At 33.1% G+C, this 14,866-nt stretch carries 16 protein-coding genes and 1 tRNA gene; 16 read left to right on the top strand and 1 reads right to left on the bottom strand.

Annotation, left to right across the window (positions count from 1 at the left end):
- Positions 1-17 precede the first annotated feature (17 nt).
- The 16 genes from B0A68_RS04145 to B0A68_RS04065 all read left to right on the top strand — a co-directional run bounded on the left by B0A68_RS04145 (position 18) and on the right by B0A68_RS04065 (position 14,159).
- The gene (locus B0A68_RS04145) at positions 18-359 is read left to right on the top strand and encodes a hypothetical protein (RefSeq protein ID WP_035688118.1); all 342 of its coding nucleotides are present in this window, start codon (positions 18-20) and stop codon (positions 357-359) included.
- Between the two features lie 35 nt (positions 360-394).
- Positions 395-1,186: a hypothetical protein gene (locus B0A68_RS04140; protein ID WP_035684505.1), complete on the top strand. Its 792-nt coding sequence runs from the start codon at positions 395-397 to the stop codon at positions 1,184-1,186.
- A 30-nt stretch (positions 1,187-1,216) separates the two neighbouring features.
- On the top strand, positions 1,217-1,666 hold the full coding sequence (locus B0A68_RS04135) for a GNAT family N-acetyltransferase (RefSeq protein WP_084679041.1): 450 nt from the start codon (positions 1,217-1,219) through the stop codon (positions 1,664-1,666).
- 2 nt (positions 1,667-1,668) lie between these two features.
- Positions 1,669-3,282: a glycoside hydrolase family 3 protein gene (locus tag B0A68_RS04130; protein WP_035684506.1), complete on the top strand. Its 1,614-nt coding sequence runs from the start codon at positions 1,669-1,671 to the stop codon at positions 3,280-3,282.
- A gap of 125 nt (positions 3,283-3,407) precedes the next feature.
- Positions 3,408-4,046, top strand: coding sequence for a peroxiredoxin (locus B0A68_RS04125; protein ID WP_035684507.1), 639 nt, complete (start codon positions 3,408-3,410; stop codon positions 4,044-4,046).
- A gap of 221 nt (positions 4,047-4,267) precedes the next feature.
- Positions 4,268-4,576 (top strand): thioredoxin family protein, encoded by a 309-nt coding sequence (locus B0A68_RS04120; RefSeq protein WP_035684508.1) that lies wholly within the window; start codon positions 4,268-4,270, stop codon positions 4,574-4,576.
- A 100-nt stretch (positions 4,577-4,676) separates the two neighbouring features.
- Positions 4,677-4,934, top strand: a complete 258-nt coding sequence (locus B0A68_RS04115) for a DUF6952 family protein (RefSeq protein ID WP_035684509.1) — start codon at positions 4,677-4,679, stop codon at positions 4,932-4,934.
- A gap of 426 nt (positions 4,935-5,360) precedes the next feature.
- Positions 5,361-5,858, top strand: a complete 498-nt coding sequence (tpx, locus tag B0A68_RS04105; protein WP_035684511.1) for a thiol peroxidase — start codon at positions 5,361-5,363, stop codon at positions 5,856-5,858.
- 8 nt (positions 5,859-5,866) lie between these two features.
- Positions 5,867-6,241: a diacylglycerol kinase family protein gene (locus tag B0A68_RS04100; RefSeq protein WP_035684512.1), complete on the top strand. Its 375-nt coding sequence runs from the start codon at positions 5,867-5,869 to the stop codon at positions 6,239-6,241.
- Positions 6,242-6,259: 18 nt separating this feature from the next.
- The gene (locus B0A68_RS04095) at positions 6,260-8,710 is read left to right on the top strand and encodes an FtsK/SpoIIIE family DNA translocase (protein ID WP_035684513.1); all 2,451 of its coding nucleotides are present in this window, start codon (positions 6,260-6,262) and stop codon (positions 8,708-8,710) included.
- 6 nt (positions 8,711-8,716) lie between these two features.
- Positions 8,717-9,409, top strand: a complete 693-nt coding sequence (locus B0A68_RS04090; protein WP_316930978.1) for a LolA family protein — start codon at positions 8,717-8,719, stop codon at positions 9,407-9,409.
- Between the two features lie 8 nt (positions 9,410-9,417).
- Complete coding sequence (locus B0A68_RS04085) at positions 9,418-10,872, top strand: LptF/LptG family permease (RefSeq protein WP_035684514.1); 1,455 nt, start codon at positions 9,418-9,420, stop codon at positions 10,870-10,872.
- Positions 10,873-10,874: 2 nt separating this feature from the next.
- A complete protein-coding gene (ribB, locus tag B0A68_RS04080) occupies positions 10,875-12,008 on the top strand; it encodes a 3,4-dihydroxy-2-butanone-4-phosphate synthase (RefSeq protein ID WP_035684516.1) in 1,134 nt (377 codons plus the stop codon).
- 1 nt (position 12,009) lies between these two features.
- The gene (locus B0A68_RS04075; RefSeq protein ID WP_035684518.1) at positions 12,010-12,411 is read left to right on the top strand and encodes an acyl-CoA thioesterase; all 402 of its coding nucleotides are present in this window, start codon (positions 12,010-12,012) and stop codon (positions 12,409-12,411) included.
- A 148-nt stretch (positions 12,412-12,559) separates the two neighbouring features.
- Positions 12,560-12,644, top strand: a tRNA-Ser gene (locus tag B0A68_RS04070).
- A gap of 270 nt (positions 12,645-12,914) precedes the next feature.
- Complete coding sequence (locus tag B0A68_RS04065) at positions 12,915-14,159, top strand: site-specific integrase (RefSeq protein ID WP_035684519.1); 1,245 nt, start codon at positions 12,915-12,917, stop codon at positions 14,157-14,159.
- A 49-nt stretch (positions 14,160-14,208) separates the two neighbouring features.
- On the opposite strand, the gene B0A68_RS04060 is transcribed toward B0A68_RS04065, so the two are convergent.
- Positions 14,209-14,709 carry a hypothetical protein gene (locus tag B0A68_RS04060; protein WP_035684520.1) on the bottom strand — a complete coding sequence of 167 codons (501 nt, stop codon included), beginning with the start codon at positions 14,707-14,709 and terminating at the stop codon, positions 14,209-14,211.
- Between the last annotated feature and the right edge of the window lie 157 nt (positions 14,710-14,866).

The raw sequence follows: 14,866 nt of genomic DNA, 5'->3' as shown, positions 1-14,866 counted from the left end.
AATCAAACATCTTACCTATGGAAATCAACGAAAATTTACAGAACGAACGCAACTTAAAAGGAACCGAATTCGAGAAAACAGGAGATCTTGAAAAAGCAATTGAGCTGTATGAAGAAAATGTTGCCGAAAACTTTAAAGGAAATCATCCTTACGATCGGCTGGCAACTATTTACAAAAACCAGCTGGATCTTGAAAACGAAATTCGGGTTTTAGAAAAAGCCATTATTGTTTTTGAAGAAATTACCATCGAAGACCGATTAGAAGGACTTCCAAAATTATTCCGCTTTAAAAACCGATTGGAAAAAGCAATTGAAACCAAAAAACAATTAGCCAAACAAAAGAAAGCAAAACTAAAATAAAAAACTGAATTCCATTTTAAATCTTTCTGTACTGCATGACACTAAAACTAAAAATATTGTCAATAGCTGCGATTTTACTGCTATTATTTTCGTGCGGAAAATCAAATGAAAAGAAAAAAGATGCTGTAATTGAAAAAGATTCTATTCCAAAAGTTTTAGCTGATGCTCTCGAAATTGCCAGTCAAAACAGTGGCAAAAATAAATTTCAAAATAAGTATAAAACATCCGATAATGTTGAAGTGGAATTAAATCTAGACAATCATTTTACGAAAAATGCTGCATACTTAATTATTCATAGATCTGACGAAGGTGGTATTTTAATAGATATTTATTTAAAAGAGGGAAATAAATTTAAAAAAATACTTTCTCACGATGAATCGCCGATCACTTATCAAAACGATACAATAAGAGACATTAACGGAGACGGATTAAAAGACTTTGTTGTAAACTGGTACGGCGCAAATGGTATGAACCTAAAAGCATATAGCACCGTTTATCTGCTTAAACAGGATAAAAAAACATTTTCTAAACGATTTGACTTTATCAATCCTACGTTTTCTCCTGAAGAAAAAATAATTAGAGGTGTTTGTTATGGACAATCTGGAGAAACTGACCTTTATAAAGAAAAATGGAATGGCGAAACAACTGAAAATGTTGAGTTTGTAAGCTATGAAAAAAACAAGAATGGTAAAAAAACTGGAAAAATAACTATTACAAAAGAAAACTCTAATGATGGTAAAAAAGTAATAAAGCGACTAAATTCAGTACCAGAAGAATACACAAAAATTTACGGCTACGACTGGTTTACAGGAAAGGGTTATCAATAAAATAATATTCAGTATCAAAACACTAAATTCATGATAAATATAAAACGTACCAATTCAGACGATATCGATTTTATAAAGCTGGTTGCTTCATTAGATCAGGATTTAGCGATTAGAGACGGTGAAGATCATGCTTTTTACAATCAGTTTAATAAAATCGATAAGATAAAACATACTATTGTTTATTACGAAAATGATATTCCTGTTGGCTGTGGCGCTTTTCGCGAAAAAGAAAGCGACAAGACCGAAATCAAAAGAATGTATGTGCATCCTGATTACAGAAAAAAAGGAATTGCCTCTGCCGTTTTAAAAGAACTTGAAATCTGGGCAAAAGAAGCAGGTTATACTTATACCGTTCTGGAAACAGGCAAAAATCAGCCGGAAGCTATAAACTTATACCAAAAATTAAATTATACCATAATTCCAAATTATCCGCCTTACGAGGAAATGGATAATAGTGTCTGCATGAAAAAGACTTTATAATAATGAAAATTACAGCCGAAGCATTACGCCAAAAAATAGGACAATTTTTCTTTCCTGCCGTTTTTATCAACGATACAGAAGAAAATATTCAGGAAACAGAACGCCTTATAAAAGAACATAATATTGGCGGACTGACATTTTTTCACAGCCGTGCCAGTGCTGCAACGAATTATGAAAGCAAGAAAAAAGTTGTTTTTAATGATGACAGCTACGAAAAAATTAAAGCTTTAATTATACGTTACCAAAAAGTTGCAACTACTCCACTCTTAATTAGTATTGATGCCGAATGGGGTTTGGCCATGCGTATCGAAAAAACGCCGCAATACCCATACGCCATTACGCTTGGCGCTTTGCCAGAAAACAAATCAAATTTGGTTTTTGAAGTTGGAAAACAAATTGGCCTGGATCTAAAAGCAGCCGGAATTCATTATAATTTATCGCCTTTGGCAGACATCAACAATAACCCAAATAATCCCGTTATCGGTTATCGCTCTTTTGGTGAAAATAAAGAAAAAGTCGCCAATTTTGCCGTTGAATATTTAAACGGAATGTCGGAAGTTGGTGTTTTGGGCTGTCTGAAACACTTTCCCGGACACGGAAATACCAATGTCGATTCGCATTTAGGATTGCCGGTTTTAAAAGAAACTCTCGAAGAATTATTAGAAAACGAATTATATCCTTTCATTAAAGGAATCGAAAATAACGTCGATTCGATTATGATCGGGCATTTAGCCGTTCCGAGTTTAAATGATGGAAAAGATACATCAGCGACTTTATCAAAAGCGGTTATTCAGGATCTTTTGCGTGGCAAATTAGGTTATGATGGTTTGGTAATTTCTGATGCCTTAAACATGCACAGCGTTTCTAAATTGTACGAAACCAAAGGACAATTAGAATGGGAAGCTTTTAATGCAGGAAACGACATCTTATGTTTTGCCGAAAATGTTCCGGAAGGAATTGAAGCAATCTATAAAAATGCTTCACCAGACCGTATCTTCGAAAGTTATGAAAGAATCAGAAAAGCAAAAGAAAAAGCAGGAATACTTTCAAATGACAATTTTACTTCGGGCGAATTAAACTTTGAAAATGCCTCAAAATTAAACCTTGAAATTGCCCAAAACTGTATCACGAAAATTATCGACAACGGTATTTTTGAATTGGCTTGTAAATCTCAAAAAAACAACAAACTAGCTAAACTTAGTTTATATAAAAACACCGAAAATACTTTCTTTAAAACTTTAAATTCAGAGCTTCCTTCGCCAGAATTTGCCTTTGAAAACTCAGAAGTTTCGGATATTGAAGCAATTGCAAAAAATTTAGAACTTTTTGAAACTATTATAATCTCATTATTTGTTCCGAAGGCAAAACCAATGAATAATTTCGAAATAGACGATCGAATTATAAAGTACATTTCGAATCTTATAAATACTAAAAACTGCATCGTTTACGTTTTCGGAAATCCATACGTTTTACCTTTAATTCCCGATCTTAAAAAGGCTTCAGGATTAATTGAGGTGTATCAGGATTTTGATGAATTTCAAAAAACAGCCGGAAATCAATTTTTAGAAAATTTTACCTACACTGGAATTCTTCCGGTAAATATTGACATTCAATAACTTAAAACTTAAAATAGTCAAAAACTATCAACTTATAAATATTAATAATCACATCTTATTGTAAGAAACCTTACTTATACCCTACTTTTGCATCAGAAATAAATTTTTAACGTAAAACGAAAAATATGTCTTTAGTAGGAAAAAAATTCCCAAGTATTGCAGTAGATGCTATCTCAGAAATGGGTGATAACTTAAAAATCAACATTTTTGAAGAAGCAGTAAACAACAACAAAAAAGTACTATTGTTCTGGTATCCAAAAGATTTTACTTTTGTATGTCCAACTGAATTACACGCCTTTCAAGCTGCATTACCAGAATTTGAAAAAAGAAATACTATCGTAATCGGAGCATCTTGCGACACAAACGAAGTACACTTTGCCTGGTTAAACGTTCCTAAAAACAACGGTGGAATCGAAGGTGTAACTTATCCAATTTTGGCTGATACAAACCGTAATTTAGCTAACATTTTAGGTATTCTTGATATCGAATCTACAAGCTACAGCGAAGAAACTGATTCAGTAGTTATCGAAGGTTCAAACGTAACTTACAGAGCTACTTACCTAATTGACGAAACTGGAAAAATCTTCCACGAAAGTGTTAACGATATGCCATTAGGACGTAACGTAAACGAATACTTAAGAATGGTTGATGCTTACACACACATCCAGGAAAAAGGTGAAGTTTGTCCTGCAAACTGGGAAGCTGGAAAAGAAGCTATGTCTGCAGACAGAGTTAGTACTGCTGAGTACTTGAGCGCAAACTAATTTTTTTATAGAGGTACAAAGGTTCATAGGTACAGAGTTGCAAAGGTTTTTTGTTGCTATCTACAAAGTTTTAAACTTTTTCCTGTGAACCTTTGATACTTTAAATCTCTCAAAAATCATGGCAAAGATTATGTAACATAAAAATGTTACAACATTTTAAAAAGTTCCAAAAACTTTGTCCCTTTGAACCTTTGCCACTTTGAACCTTAAAAACAAAAACTATGTTAATCGACTTAAACGAAGATACGTTAGCAGATTTAGTTGCTAAAAACGAAAAAGTAGTAGTACAATATTCAGCTTCATGGTGTGGAAACTGCCGTATTATGAAACCAAAATTCAAAAAATTAGCTAGTGAAAATGAAGCTGTAACTTTTGTTTTGGTTGATGCAGAAAATTCTCCTGAATCAAGAAAATTAGCCAATGTAAGCAATCTGCCTACATTCGCCACTTTTGTAAACGGAAAATTAGTTGGCGAAACGCAGACTAACAAACAAGAAGTTTTAATCGACTTGGTAAATGCAATTGCTTAAATAGATTCGTTAGACTTGCTTAGATTTTTAGACTTCAGATATTGTCTAAATTTTAAAAAAGTCTAAACGTCTAATGTCTAATAATCTAAGAAATCTAAACATGAAATTACCAGTAATAAAACACTTAACCCAGTTTATAGAAGAAAACGATCAGGATTACATAATAGAAACTATCGAAGTTCTCGAAGCTATGACTGAAATTTCTTCTCTAAAAGACGAAGAACTAGACGTAATCGGCGAATTGATTTCGAATATGTACGGTGCCTTAGAAGTACAAAAATTAGTCGCTCAGGGAACCGACAAAAAAGAAGCTTTGAATACGTTTATGAAACGTGTTTTGGGTTCAATCGATAAATAATCGACCTCTTTTTCAAGAAAAAAAACAAAAAAACATGACGGAGAAAGCGTTTCTGAAAAGAGACGCTTTTTTTATGCCTCAAAATATACTTTGGGCGAGCCACCATTAGAAAAAGGGGCCAAATATACTTTGCCTCCATAAGCCCCTTTCCCTAATGCTGTCGGGCTATCCGCTCTACTTCGGTAGCTTGCTCCCATCCCTCTCGCGGGCAAACGTTTAAAAAAATATTTCGTTCTCAATTTTATTTTCCGGCTTAACATTATTACAGCAAATCACGCTGCAATGCAAAATGAGAATAGCGTATTAAATCTACATAAAATTCATTGTCTTAAAACTCGCCTAATTGTTCTTACTAGCGACAACAAATACTTTTAGATTCAAATATTAATCCTTACTTTTGAACCTCATTAAATTTAAATAAAAAACATGGCATCTATCACATTAGGAGGAAATCCAGTTCATACATCAGGCGAATTACCAGCAGTTGGATCACAATTAGCTGATTTTAAATTAGTACAAAATGATCTATCTGTTGCTTCATTGAGCAATTTTGCCGGAAAAAAATTAGTTTTAAACATATTTCCAAGTGTTGATACAGGAACATGCGCAGCATCTGTTAGAAAATTTAATCAAAGCGCAAGCGGATTAGAAAACACAACTGTTTTATGTATTTCTAGAGATCTGCCTTTTGCTCAAAAACGTTTTTGCGGTGCCGAAGGTTTAGAAAACGTAGTAAACTTATCAGATTTTCAAGCAGGAGCTTTTGGTAAAGCAAACGGCTTAGAAATCACTGACGGACCATTAGCAGGTTTACACTCAAGAGCAATTATTGTTGTTGATGCTGATGGAAAAATTCTTCATACAGAACAAGTTGCAGAAATCGCAAACGAACCAAATTACGAAGCAGCATTAGCAGCACTATAAATTAGAGAATGGAATTCCAAAAAGACAATACTTTTGTTAAAGGCCGACTTAAAAGCGTTACTTACGCTTTTAAGGGTGCCGTAAAATTGATAACTACCGAACACAGCGTTATGGTACAGTTTTCGTTAGGAATACTAATGACTATTGCTGGTTTCTATTTTCATATTTCTCATGAAGAATGGCTTTTTCAAATTTTTGCAATTGGTCTGGTACTAAGCATAGAAGGTTTGAATACAGCGGTAGAAAAAGTAGCAGATTTTATTCATCCCGATTATCACGAAAGAATTGGTTTTATTAAGGATATTGCTGCAGGCGCGGTATTTTTTGCCGCACTAACAGCAATTGCAATAGGCTTGATCATTTATATCCCCAAATTTTTATAGGCAACAGTAAACGCAAGAATGGCAAAAACAACCAAAAAAGAAACTTCAGACAAAAAAAAAGAATCACAAACTGAGACTAAAAGATCTTGGAAGCTCACCAAACAACAAAAATTTGTTTTGGGCTGTCTTTTGGTACTCTTTTCAGTCGCCTTATTAGTTGCGTTCATTTCTTTTTATGTCAACGGACAATGGCAGTATGATCAAAGTGCAGTAAGCCAGCTTGGCGATCGCACAGAAGTTGTACAAAACTGGCTCGGAAAATTCGGAGCTTATCTTGCCGATTTGATTGTATATAAAGGTTTCGGACTTGCCTCTTTTATTTTTGTCCGTTTATTTTTCCTTACCGGAATGTTTTTTGCATTAGAACTTTCTACCAGCAAATTAAAAAACATCTGGTTCTGGGATTTATTTGCCATTATAATTGTTTCAATATTATTCGGATTCTTTGCAACTTCAGCACCAGAACTAGGCGGAACAATTGGATATGAACTTAATTTTTTCCTTCAGGATTATATAGGAAAAACAGGAACTTTATTGACGCTGCTTTTTGGATTGATTGTTTATTTGATCTTTAAAATAAAATTATCGCCAGAAAAAATTCAATCTTATTTTGATTCTACTAAAAAGGAATTAAAATCAGAATTAAACACTTTAAAACCTGTAACACAGCCAGAATCTGCTTATAATCTAGAAGAATTTGCTATTGAAGAAGCAGATGAAGAATTAGACACTATTCATTTAAAAACTGTTGACACTCAATTTGAAATCAACAAAGAAGCCTTAAAACCAACTATCACAAATTCATCAGAAATTGATTTGAATCCGGTTTTAAAACCAGTTCAGATGAATATCAATCCGGTAACAGAAACTCCGGTTCACACCGAAGAATTTGTTATTGAAAAAGCGGAAGAAGAAGATATTATCGAAGAAAATTTAGCATCACGTTTAGTGGCTGATTTCGGTTTATTTGACCCAACCTTAGATTTATCAAATTACAAATTCCCAACGATCGATTTATTAAAAGAATATTCGACAGGAGGAATTACGATCAATCAGGAAGAATTAGAAGAAAACAAAAACAAAATTGTAGACACACTTCGTAACTACAAAATTGAAATTGCACAAATAAAAGCAACCGTTGGTCCATCGGTAACTTTATATGAAATTGTTCCGGAAGCTGGTATCCGAATTTCTAAAATTAAGAGTTTAGAAGACGATATTGCGTTATCACTTTCCGCCTTAGGAATTCGTATTATTGCACCAATTCCAGGAAAAGGAACCATTGGTATAGAGGTTCCAAACAAGAATCCAACAATGGTTTCTATGAAAAGCGTTATTGGTTCAGCTAAATTTCAGGAAGCAGAAATGGAATTGCCTATTGCTTTAGGAAAAACTATTTCTAACGAAACTTTTGTAGTCGATTTAGCCAAAATGCCTCACTTATTGATGGCGGGTGCAACAGGACAAGGAAAATCTGTCGGACTGAATGCCGTCCTGACTTCTCTTTTATACAAAAAGCATCCTGCAGAAGTAAAATTTGTTTTGGTCGATCCAAAGAAAGTAGAACTTACTCTTTTTAATAAGATTGAAAGACATTATTTGGCCAAACTTCCAGATACAGAAGATGCCATTATTACAGACAATGCAAAAGTAGTCAACACTTTAAACTCACTTTGTGTTGAAATGGATAATCGTTATTCTTTATTAAAAGATGCGATGGTTCGTAATATTAAAGAATACAACGAAAAATTCAAATCCAGAAAATTAAATCCAGAAGCTGGACACCGTTTTTTACCTTATATAGTCTTAGTTGTCGATGAGTTTGCTGATTTGATTATGACTGCCGGAAAAGAAGTCGAAATTCCGATTGCTCGTTTAGCCCAGTTAGCCCGTGCTATCGGTATTCACTTAATTATTGCAACACAGAGACCATCTGTAAATGTAATTACAGGTTTGATTAAAGCGAATTTCCCTGCCCGAATTGCTTTTAGAGTAACTTCTAAAATTGACTCAAGAACCATTCTTGATACTCAGGGTGCCGATCAACTAATAGGTCGCGGGGATTTATTATATACTAATGGAAATGATGTTGTTCGTGTACAATGTGCTTTCATTGATACTCCAGAGGTAGAAAAAATCACCGATTTTATTGGAGGACAAAAGGCTTATGCAACTGCTTATTTACTTCCTGAGTTTGTTGGAGAAGAAAGTGGCATTAATCTTGATATGGATATTTCCGAAAGAGACACGTTATTTAGAGAAGCTGCAGAAATTATTGTCAATGCACAACAAGGATCTGCTTCTTTACTGCAAAGAAAATTAAAATTAGGCTACAATAGAGCCGGTCGTTTAATAGACCAGCTTGAAGCTGCCGGAATTGTCGGTCCGTTTGAGGGCAGTAAAGCCCGCAGCGTAAACATCTCCGATTTAAGTGCTCTGGATCAATTTTTTAATAATGAACAAAATTAACCCATCATGAAAACAAAAATTCAGGAAATCACAAACAATTCTATCACAAACATGACTAAAAAGTGTTTTCAAATGGCATTTTTAATGCTTTTGAGCTTCACTTCTATTCAAGCTCAAGATAAAAAAGCCAAAGATTTATTGAACGAAGTAACTACAAAAATAAAAAACTACGATAATATTGTTATTGATTTTAAATACTCTTTGAACAACGCTAAAGAAAACATCAATCAGGACAGCAAAGGAAATGTAACCATGAAAGGAAATCAATATGTATTGAATTTTATGGGAGTTACAAAAATATTCGACGGACAAAAAACATACACAATAAATCCTGAAGACGAAGAAGTTACAGTTTCTAAAGTAAACGAAAAAGACGATAACGCTATCACACCTTCAAAAATGCTTACTTTCTTTAATTCTGGCTACAAATACAACATGGACATTGTTCAAAATGTAAAAGGAAGAAAAATTCAATACATTAAATTAGCTCCGACAAATGCAAAAGATCAAAGAAAAGAGATTCTTTTAGGAATTGATGTTCAGACAAAACACATTTATAATTTAATTGAAACTGGAAAAAATGGAACAAAAACCACTTTAACAGTTAATTCTTTTAAAACCAATCAGCCATTGTCAAAAAATCAATTTACATTTGTAGCGAGTAAATACCCGAAATACTACATCAATAAATTAGACTAATTACAAGGTTGAAAATTTTAGACAAATACTTACTAAAAACATTCCTGATTACATTTACTACGGTATTTGTAATCCTTTTTTTTATATTCATTCTACAGACTGTATGGCTTTTTATTTCTGAGCTTGCAGGAAAAGATCTGGATTTAATATTGGTTGTAAAATTCCTTCTTTTCTCTATGCCGCGAATCATTCCGCTTGTTTTACCTTTATCGGTTTTACTGGCATCTATAATGACTTTCGGAAATCTAGCGGAAAATTATGAATTTGCCGCTATGAAATCTTCTGGAATATCGCTGCAAAGAGCAATGCGGGTTCTTATCATTTTTATATGTATTTTAAGTTTTGTTGCATTTTGGTTTGCCAATAATGTAATTCCATACGCAGAATACAAATTTGTTAATTTCAGAAAGAATATCGCCCAAGCCAAGCCAGCCATGGCCATTGCGGAAGGCCAATTTAATGATGTCGGCTTTTATAATATTAAAGTCAATAAAAAATCTGGTGAAAACGGAAATATCTTAACAGGAGTGACCATTCACGAAAAAGCAAATAATGTTGGTGAAAACAAAACTGTTATTAAAGCTAAAGATGGTGAATTGATAAGCAATGAAAGTTCCAGTATTTTAAAACTTGTCTTAAACGACGGTTATTACTATCAGGATGTTACGCCAAAAAAATATGAAGATCGTGCTAAGCTGCCTTTTATAAAAGCTGAATTTAAAAAACACATTATTAATATTGATTTATCAGAATTAAACAAAGTTGATGACAGTAAGGAAAGTGTAAACAGCACAAACGGAATGCTGAATGTAAATGAACTGCGTTATACTTTAGATTCTTTAAACAAAAATCTTGAAAACGAGATCGTTTCTTTCTCAGAAAACATAAATCAGCGTGTTGGAATTAAAAAATCTTCAATACCTGTAAAAAAAGACCAAAAGAAAAAAGCTCTGCCTAATAATGTTTTGTCTTTATATACAAACAAGCAAAAGTCTGATGTTTTAAAAATGGCCGCCAGCAATGTGACGAGCAATATTTATTCTATCGAATCAACTCAAAAAGATTTAAAAGACAAACAAAGGGATATTAATAAACATTTAAGCGCATTGTACGAGAAGTTCGTAATTGCATTTGCTTGTTTTTTAATGTTTTTTATTGGCGCGCCATTAGGAGCGATTATTCGAAAAGGCGGACTTGGTTTACCAATTGTATTTGCCGTTTTGATTTTTATTACATTCCATTTCATTAATACTTTTGGAAAAAGACTTTCTCAGGAAGGCGGAATGACTCCTTTTATGGGATCATGGATGTCATCATTTATATTGTCTCCATTGGCTGTATTGCTCACCTATCGTGCTACAAACGATAACGGGTTAATCAACTTTGACGCAATTACAACTCCAATCTCGCAACTATTTCAAAAAATTTCCGAACGGTTTTTCCCTGTTCAAAACAAAAAATAATTATGTCAGGATTAAAAATACAACTGAATACCATTGAAGAAGCTATAGAAGATATTCGTCAAGGTAAAGTAATCATTGTAGTCGATGATGAAGATCGCGAAAATGAAGGAGATTTTTTGGCCGCAGCCGAAAAAGTAACTCCTGAAATGATCAATTTTATGGCTACACACGGACGCGGATTAATCTGTACACCTCTTACAGAAAGCCGTTGTAAAGAACTTGATTTGCGCGCAATGGTAAGCAATAATACCGACCATATGGAAACAGCTTTTACTGTTTCTGTTGATTTAAAAGGAAACGGTGTTACCACTGGTATTTCTGCCGCTGACAGATCCAAAACTGTACAGGCATTAGTTGACGAAAATACTAAGCCGCATGATTTAGCACGTCCAGGACATATTTTTCCATTGGTAGCAAAACAAGGAGGCGTTCTAAGAAGAACAGGTCATACAGAAGCCGCTATAGATTTTGCAAGATTAGCAGGCTTTAAACCAGCGGGTGTAATCTGCGAAATCTTGAACGAAGACGGAACAATGTCTCGTCTGCCGGAACTAATTGAAGTCGCTAAAAAATTTGACTTAAAATTGGTTTCGATTGAAGATCTGGTTGCTTACAGAATGCAGCACGACAGCTTAATTGTTAAAAAAGAAGATTTTGATATTGAAACCCGATTTGGTACTTTCAGATTAAGAGCTTACGAACAGACAACAAACAAGCAAATTCATATAGCATTAACAAAAGGAACCTGGAACTTAGGAGAACCAATCTTAACCAGAATACATTCTTCACAAGTAAATAATGATTTACTTGGAACTTTGACTAATAATGCCGAACAGCAATTGGATGATATGTTTAAAGTGATAAATGAAGACGGTAAGGGTGCCGTAATCTTTATTAATCAGGATATGACAGCCGTGAATCTTTTAAATAGAATCTCTGAGCTTAAAGCATTGCAGTCTCAAGGAACACTAAAAGCTCCTAAAATAATTATTGACAGCAAAGACTACGGAATTGGTGCTCAAATCCTTCATGACATTGATATTTCTAAAATAAGATTAGTATCAAATACAGAACAAACAAAACGTGTCGGCATGATCGGTTACGGACTTGAAATAACCGAATATGTAAATTATTAATATGGGAACATTAGAAGAAAGAATAGTAAAATCGGAAACTCATATTTTTAAAGCAGTATTTCCTAATACAACTAATCATTACGACACATTATTTGGAGGAACAGCTTTACAGCTCATGGACGAAGTTTCGTTTATCTGTGCTACTCGTTTCAGCCGAAAAAAAGTTGTTACAATATCAACAGGACAAATTGATTTTAGAAAAGCAATTCCAGCTGGAACTTTAATCGAATTAGTGGCAAAGGTAGATAGTGTTGGAAGAACAAGCTGCAAAATTCACGTAGATATTTTTATGGAACAAATGTATTCCGAACTTCGCGAAACGGTAGTTTCAGGAACTTTTTCATTTGTTGCTGTAGACGAAAACAAGAATCCTGTTCCGATTTTAGACAATTTAGAAGAATAATTATAAAAAACTCCTTTTCGTAAATACTGATAATTAGACACTTGAAAATTATTTAAAAAAAGTTCTAAAAAAAGTTCCAAAAAAGTTTTTATAACCGAAAAAGCATCTTATATTTGCACTCGCAATCACAAAATGATAGCGACATACTGGAGAAATGGCAGAGCGGTCGAATGCGGCAGTCTTGAAAACTGTTGACTGTAACAGGTCCGGGGGTTCGAATCCCTCTTTCTCCGCGGAAAGCACCTCAAAGAGGTGCTTTTTACATTTCAATACTTTCCTTACTTTACAAAATCCTATATTTTACAGCACTTACGAGTCGTTTTGATTTAAATTATGAAATGAGTTCATTTTCATTTTAACCTTTAAATCTTATTCGACAAGTACCCTATTTGGTACCCTGAGAATGAATCCTCAAATTAGGGTACCAAAAGTTGACAATTGTTAACAATAACGGGGGCTTGGAAACTTTCAATAGTACGTTTGTATTAATTAAAAACGGAAATATGAAAAAACTAAAAGTGAGCTTTTATTTGAAAGGCGACAAAAAAAATCAGAATGGCGAAACGGCAATCTATGCTAAAATTTATTTAGGAAATCTCTACTCTACATTTTCAACATCCAAATACATTTTACAAGAACGTTGGTCTAAAACCAACAATCTTCGAAACGTAGTTAGAGTGGATAATGAAATTAACCTAAAGAATTATTTAAAATCTTTAGTAGATGGTATTGAGAATAAATATAATGAGCTAATACGGAACAATCCTGATAATACAGAAATAACTCCTTTGTATTTAAAAAACTATTGCTTCAACGAAAAGACTGAACATAAAATCACATTGATAGAAATTATAGACAAACACAATGAATATTTCAAAAAGCAAGTAGCAAAAGGTGACCGTGCTAAAGGTTCACTTGAAAAATACGAAAGAATGGCAAACGTCATTAAAGACTTTCTCCAATCTAAACATAGAGTAAAAGATATTCAGTTTGACAAAGTACATAGACAATTTGTTTACAGTCTCGATGAGTTTTTAAGATTCGAAAGGATACATGGTAAGAATAAAGGTTTAGGAAATAATACTACTGTGAAATACCTAAGAAATATTTCTTCAATGATAAATCATGCAATAACTGTTGGTCTGGTAACTCATAATCCTTTTTCAATATATGATGGTAAATTAAAAGATATTGATACCACATTTTTAACTCTTGAAGAACTAAGAACTATAGAGAATAAAGTTTTTTCAAATCGAAGATTGGATGTAACACGAGATATATTCTTATTCAGTTGCTATACCAGTTATGCTCCAGTTGATGTGATGAACCTACGTCAAGGTAATTTTAGTTTAGATAATGATTTAGACAGTTGGATTCATACTAAAAGACAAAAAACCAAAGTAAAGACAAATGTTTTAGTCATTCCTCCTTTGCAACGCATTATAGACAAATACAAAGACGACCCAGAATGTGTAGAGGAAAACCGATTGGTTCCAAATCGAAGTAATTCTAATATGAATGCTTATCTCAAAGAAATTGCAGATTTGTGTGGTATCGATAAAAATTTAACATGGTACGTTGGGAGGCACACTTTCGCAACTACAGTCGCTTTGGCAAATAATATTCCGATGGAAGTGATTAGCCAGATTATGGGGCATAAACGAATTACCCAAACCCAGCATTATGCCAAATTGATGGATGGCTCTATAAAACAGCACATGAAAGGATTAAGCGAAAGCTTTGTTTGAATCCATTGTATAAAGAAACGGGGCTAATTGCCCTGTTTCTTTATAATTTCTAATTACACTCATTATTTATTTGCTCACATATCTCAATTAACAATCCTAGAAATCTTCTGTTATAGAAGTTAAAAATATATAATCTACTATCATCTCCAACGGCGTAATAATATTTTTCACTAATAACTTTAGCATCTCTTTCAGTTGCAATATTGAACGTATAATCAATTTCATTAAAATGTAGTCGCTCGATTTCCCAGCTTTCAAATTCAGAATGGAGAAAAAAAATGGATGGCTTATTTCTATGTTCTTTTAATATCAAATAGTAATTTTCTGCTTTTTTAACAATTGCAATTCCATCTTTTCCTGTTCTATCTAATGAATCATTATAAAAAAGGAGATATTCAATATTTTCCTTAAAATCAAAATCTAAACTTTCATTGAATACTGATATAATTGATTCTGGAATTTCATCGTAGAAAACGTCTTTCTCTAATTTTTCGTTTTTAAAAGTATGTTCAATAACAAATTTTATATAACCATAATTTTCTTCTTCCATAAGTGTGTTTAGATAAATCTTTGTAATGCAATTTGTTATTTAAAATAAAACTTCCAATTTTATTGAGTTCAAAAATTAGGTCTTTTATTTTATTTAACTACTTCACAAATATGCTATAAATTTATAAGATTTTCCGATATTTAACGAAAATTAAGCG

The sequence above is a fragment of the Flavobacterium reichenbachii genome (assembly GCF_002217435.1).
Lineage (GTDB): Bacteria > Bacteroidota > Bacteroidia > Flavobacteriales > Flavobacteriaceae > Flavobacterium > Flavobacterium reichenbachii.
The sequence above is the reverse complement of the archived record's forward strand: the minus strand, read 5'-3'. Positions and strand labels throughout refer to the sequence as shown.

Coding starts and splice junctions, on each gene's coding strand:
- B0A68_RS04145 (WP_035688118.1), top strand. CDS start 18: ATGGAAATCAACGAAAATTTACAGAACGAACGCAACTTAAAAGGAACC.
- B0A68_RS04140 (WP_035684505.1), top strand. CDS start 395: ATGACACTAAAACTAAAAATATTGTCAATAGCTGCGATTTTACTGCTA.
- B0A68_RS04135 (WP_084679041.1), top strand. CDS start 1,217: ATGATAAATATAAAACGTACCAATTCAGACGATATCGATTTTATAAAG.
- B0A68_RS04130 (WP_035684506.1), top strand. CDS start 1,669: ATGAAAATTACAGCCGAAGCATTACGCCAAAAAATAGGACAATTTTTC.
- B0A68_RS04125 (WP_035684507.1), top strand. CDS start 3,408: ATGTCTTTAGTAGGAAAAAAATTCCCAAGTATTGCAGTAGATGCTATC.
- B0A68_RS04120 (WP_035684508.1), top strand. CDS start 4,268: ATGTTAATCGACTTAAACGAAGATACGTTAGCAGATTTAGTTGCTAAA.
- B0A68_RS04115 (WP_035684509.1), top strand. CDS start 4,677: ATGAAATTACCAGTAATAAAACACTTAACCCAGTTTATAGAAGAAAAC.
- tpx (WP_035684511.1), top strand. CDS start 5,361: ATGGCATCTATCACATTAGGAGGAAATCCAGTTCATACATCAGGCGAA.
- B0A68_RS04100 (WP_035684512.1), top strand. CDS start 5,867: ATGGAATTCCAAAAAGACAATACTTTTGTTAAAGGCCGACTTAAAAGC.
- B0A68_RS04095 (WP_035684513.1), top strand. CDS start 6,260: ATGGCAAAAACAACCAAAAAAGAAACTTCAGACAAAAAAAAAGAATCA.
- B0A68_RS04090 (WP_316930978.1), top strand. CDS start 8,717: ATGAAAACAAAAATTCAGGAAATCACAAACAATTCTATCACAAACATG.
- ribB (WP_035684516.1), top strand. CDS start 10,875: ATGTCAGGATTAAAAATACAACTGAATACCATTGAAGAAGCTATAGAA.
- B0A68_RS04075 (WP_035684518.1), top strand. CDS start 12,010: ATGGGAACATTAGAAGAAAGAATAGTAAAATCGGAAACTCATATTTTT.
- B0A68_RS04065 (WP_035684519.1), top strand. CDS start 12,915: ATGAAAAAACTAAAAGTGAGCTTTTATTTGAAAGGCGACAAAAAAAAT.
- B0A68_RS04060 (WP_035684520.1), bottom strand. CDS start 14,709: ATGGAAGAAGAAAATTATGGTTATATAAAATTTGTTATTGAACATACT.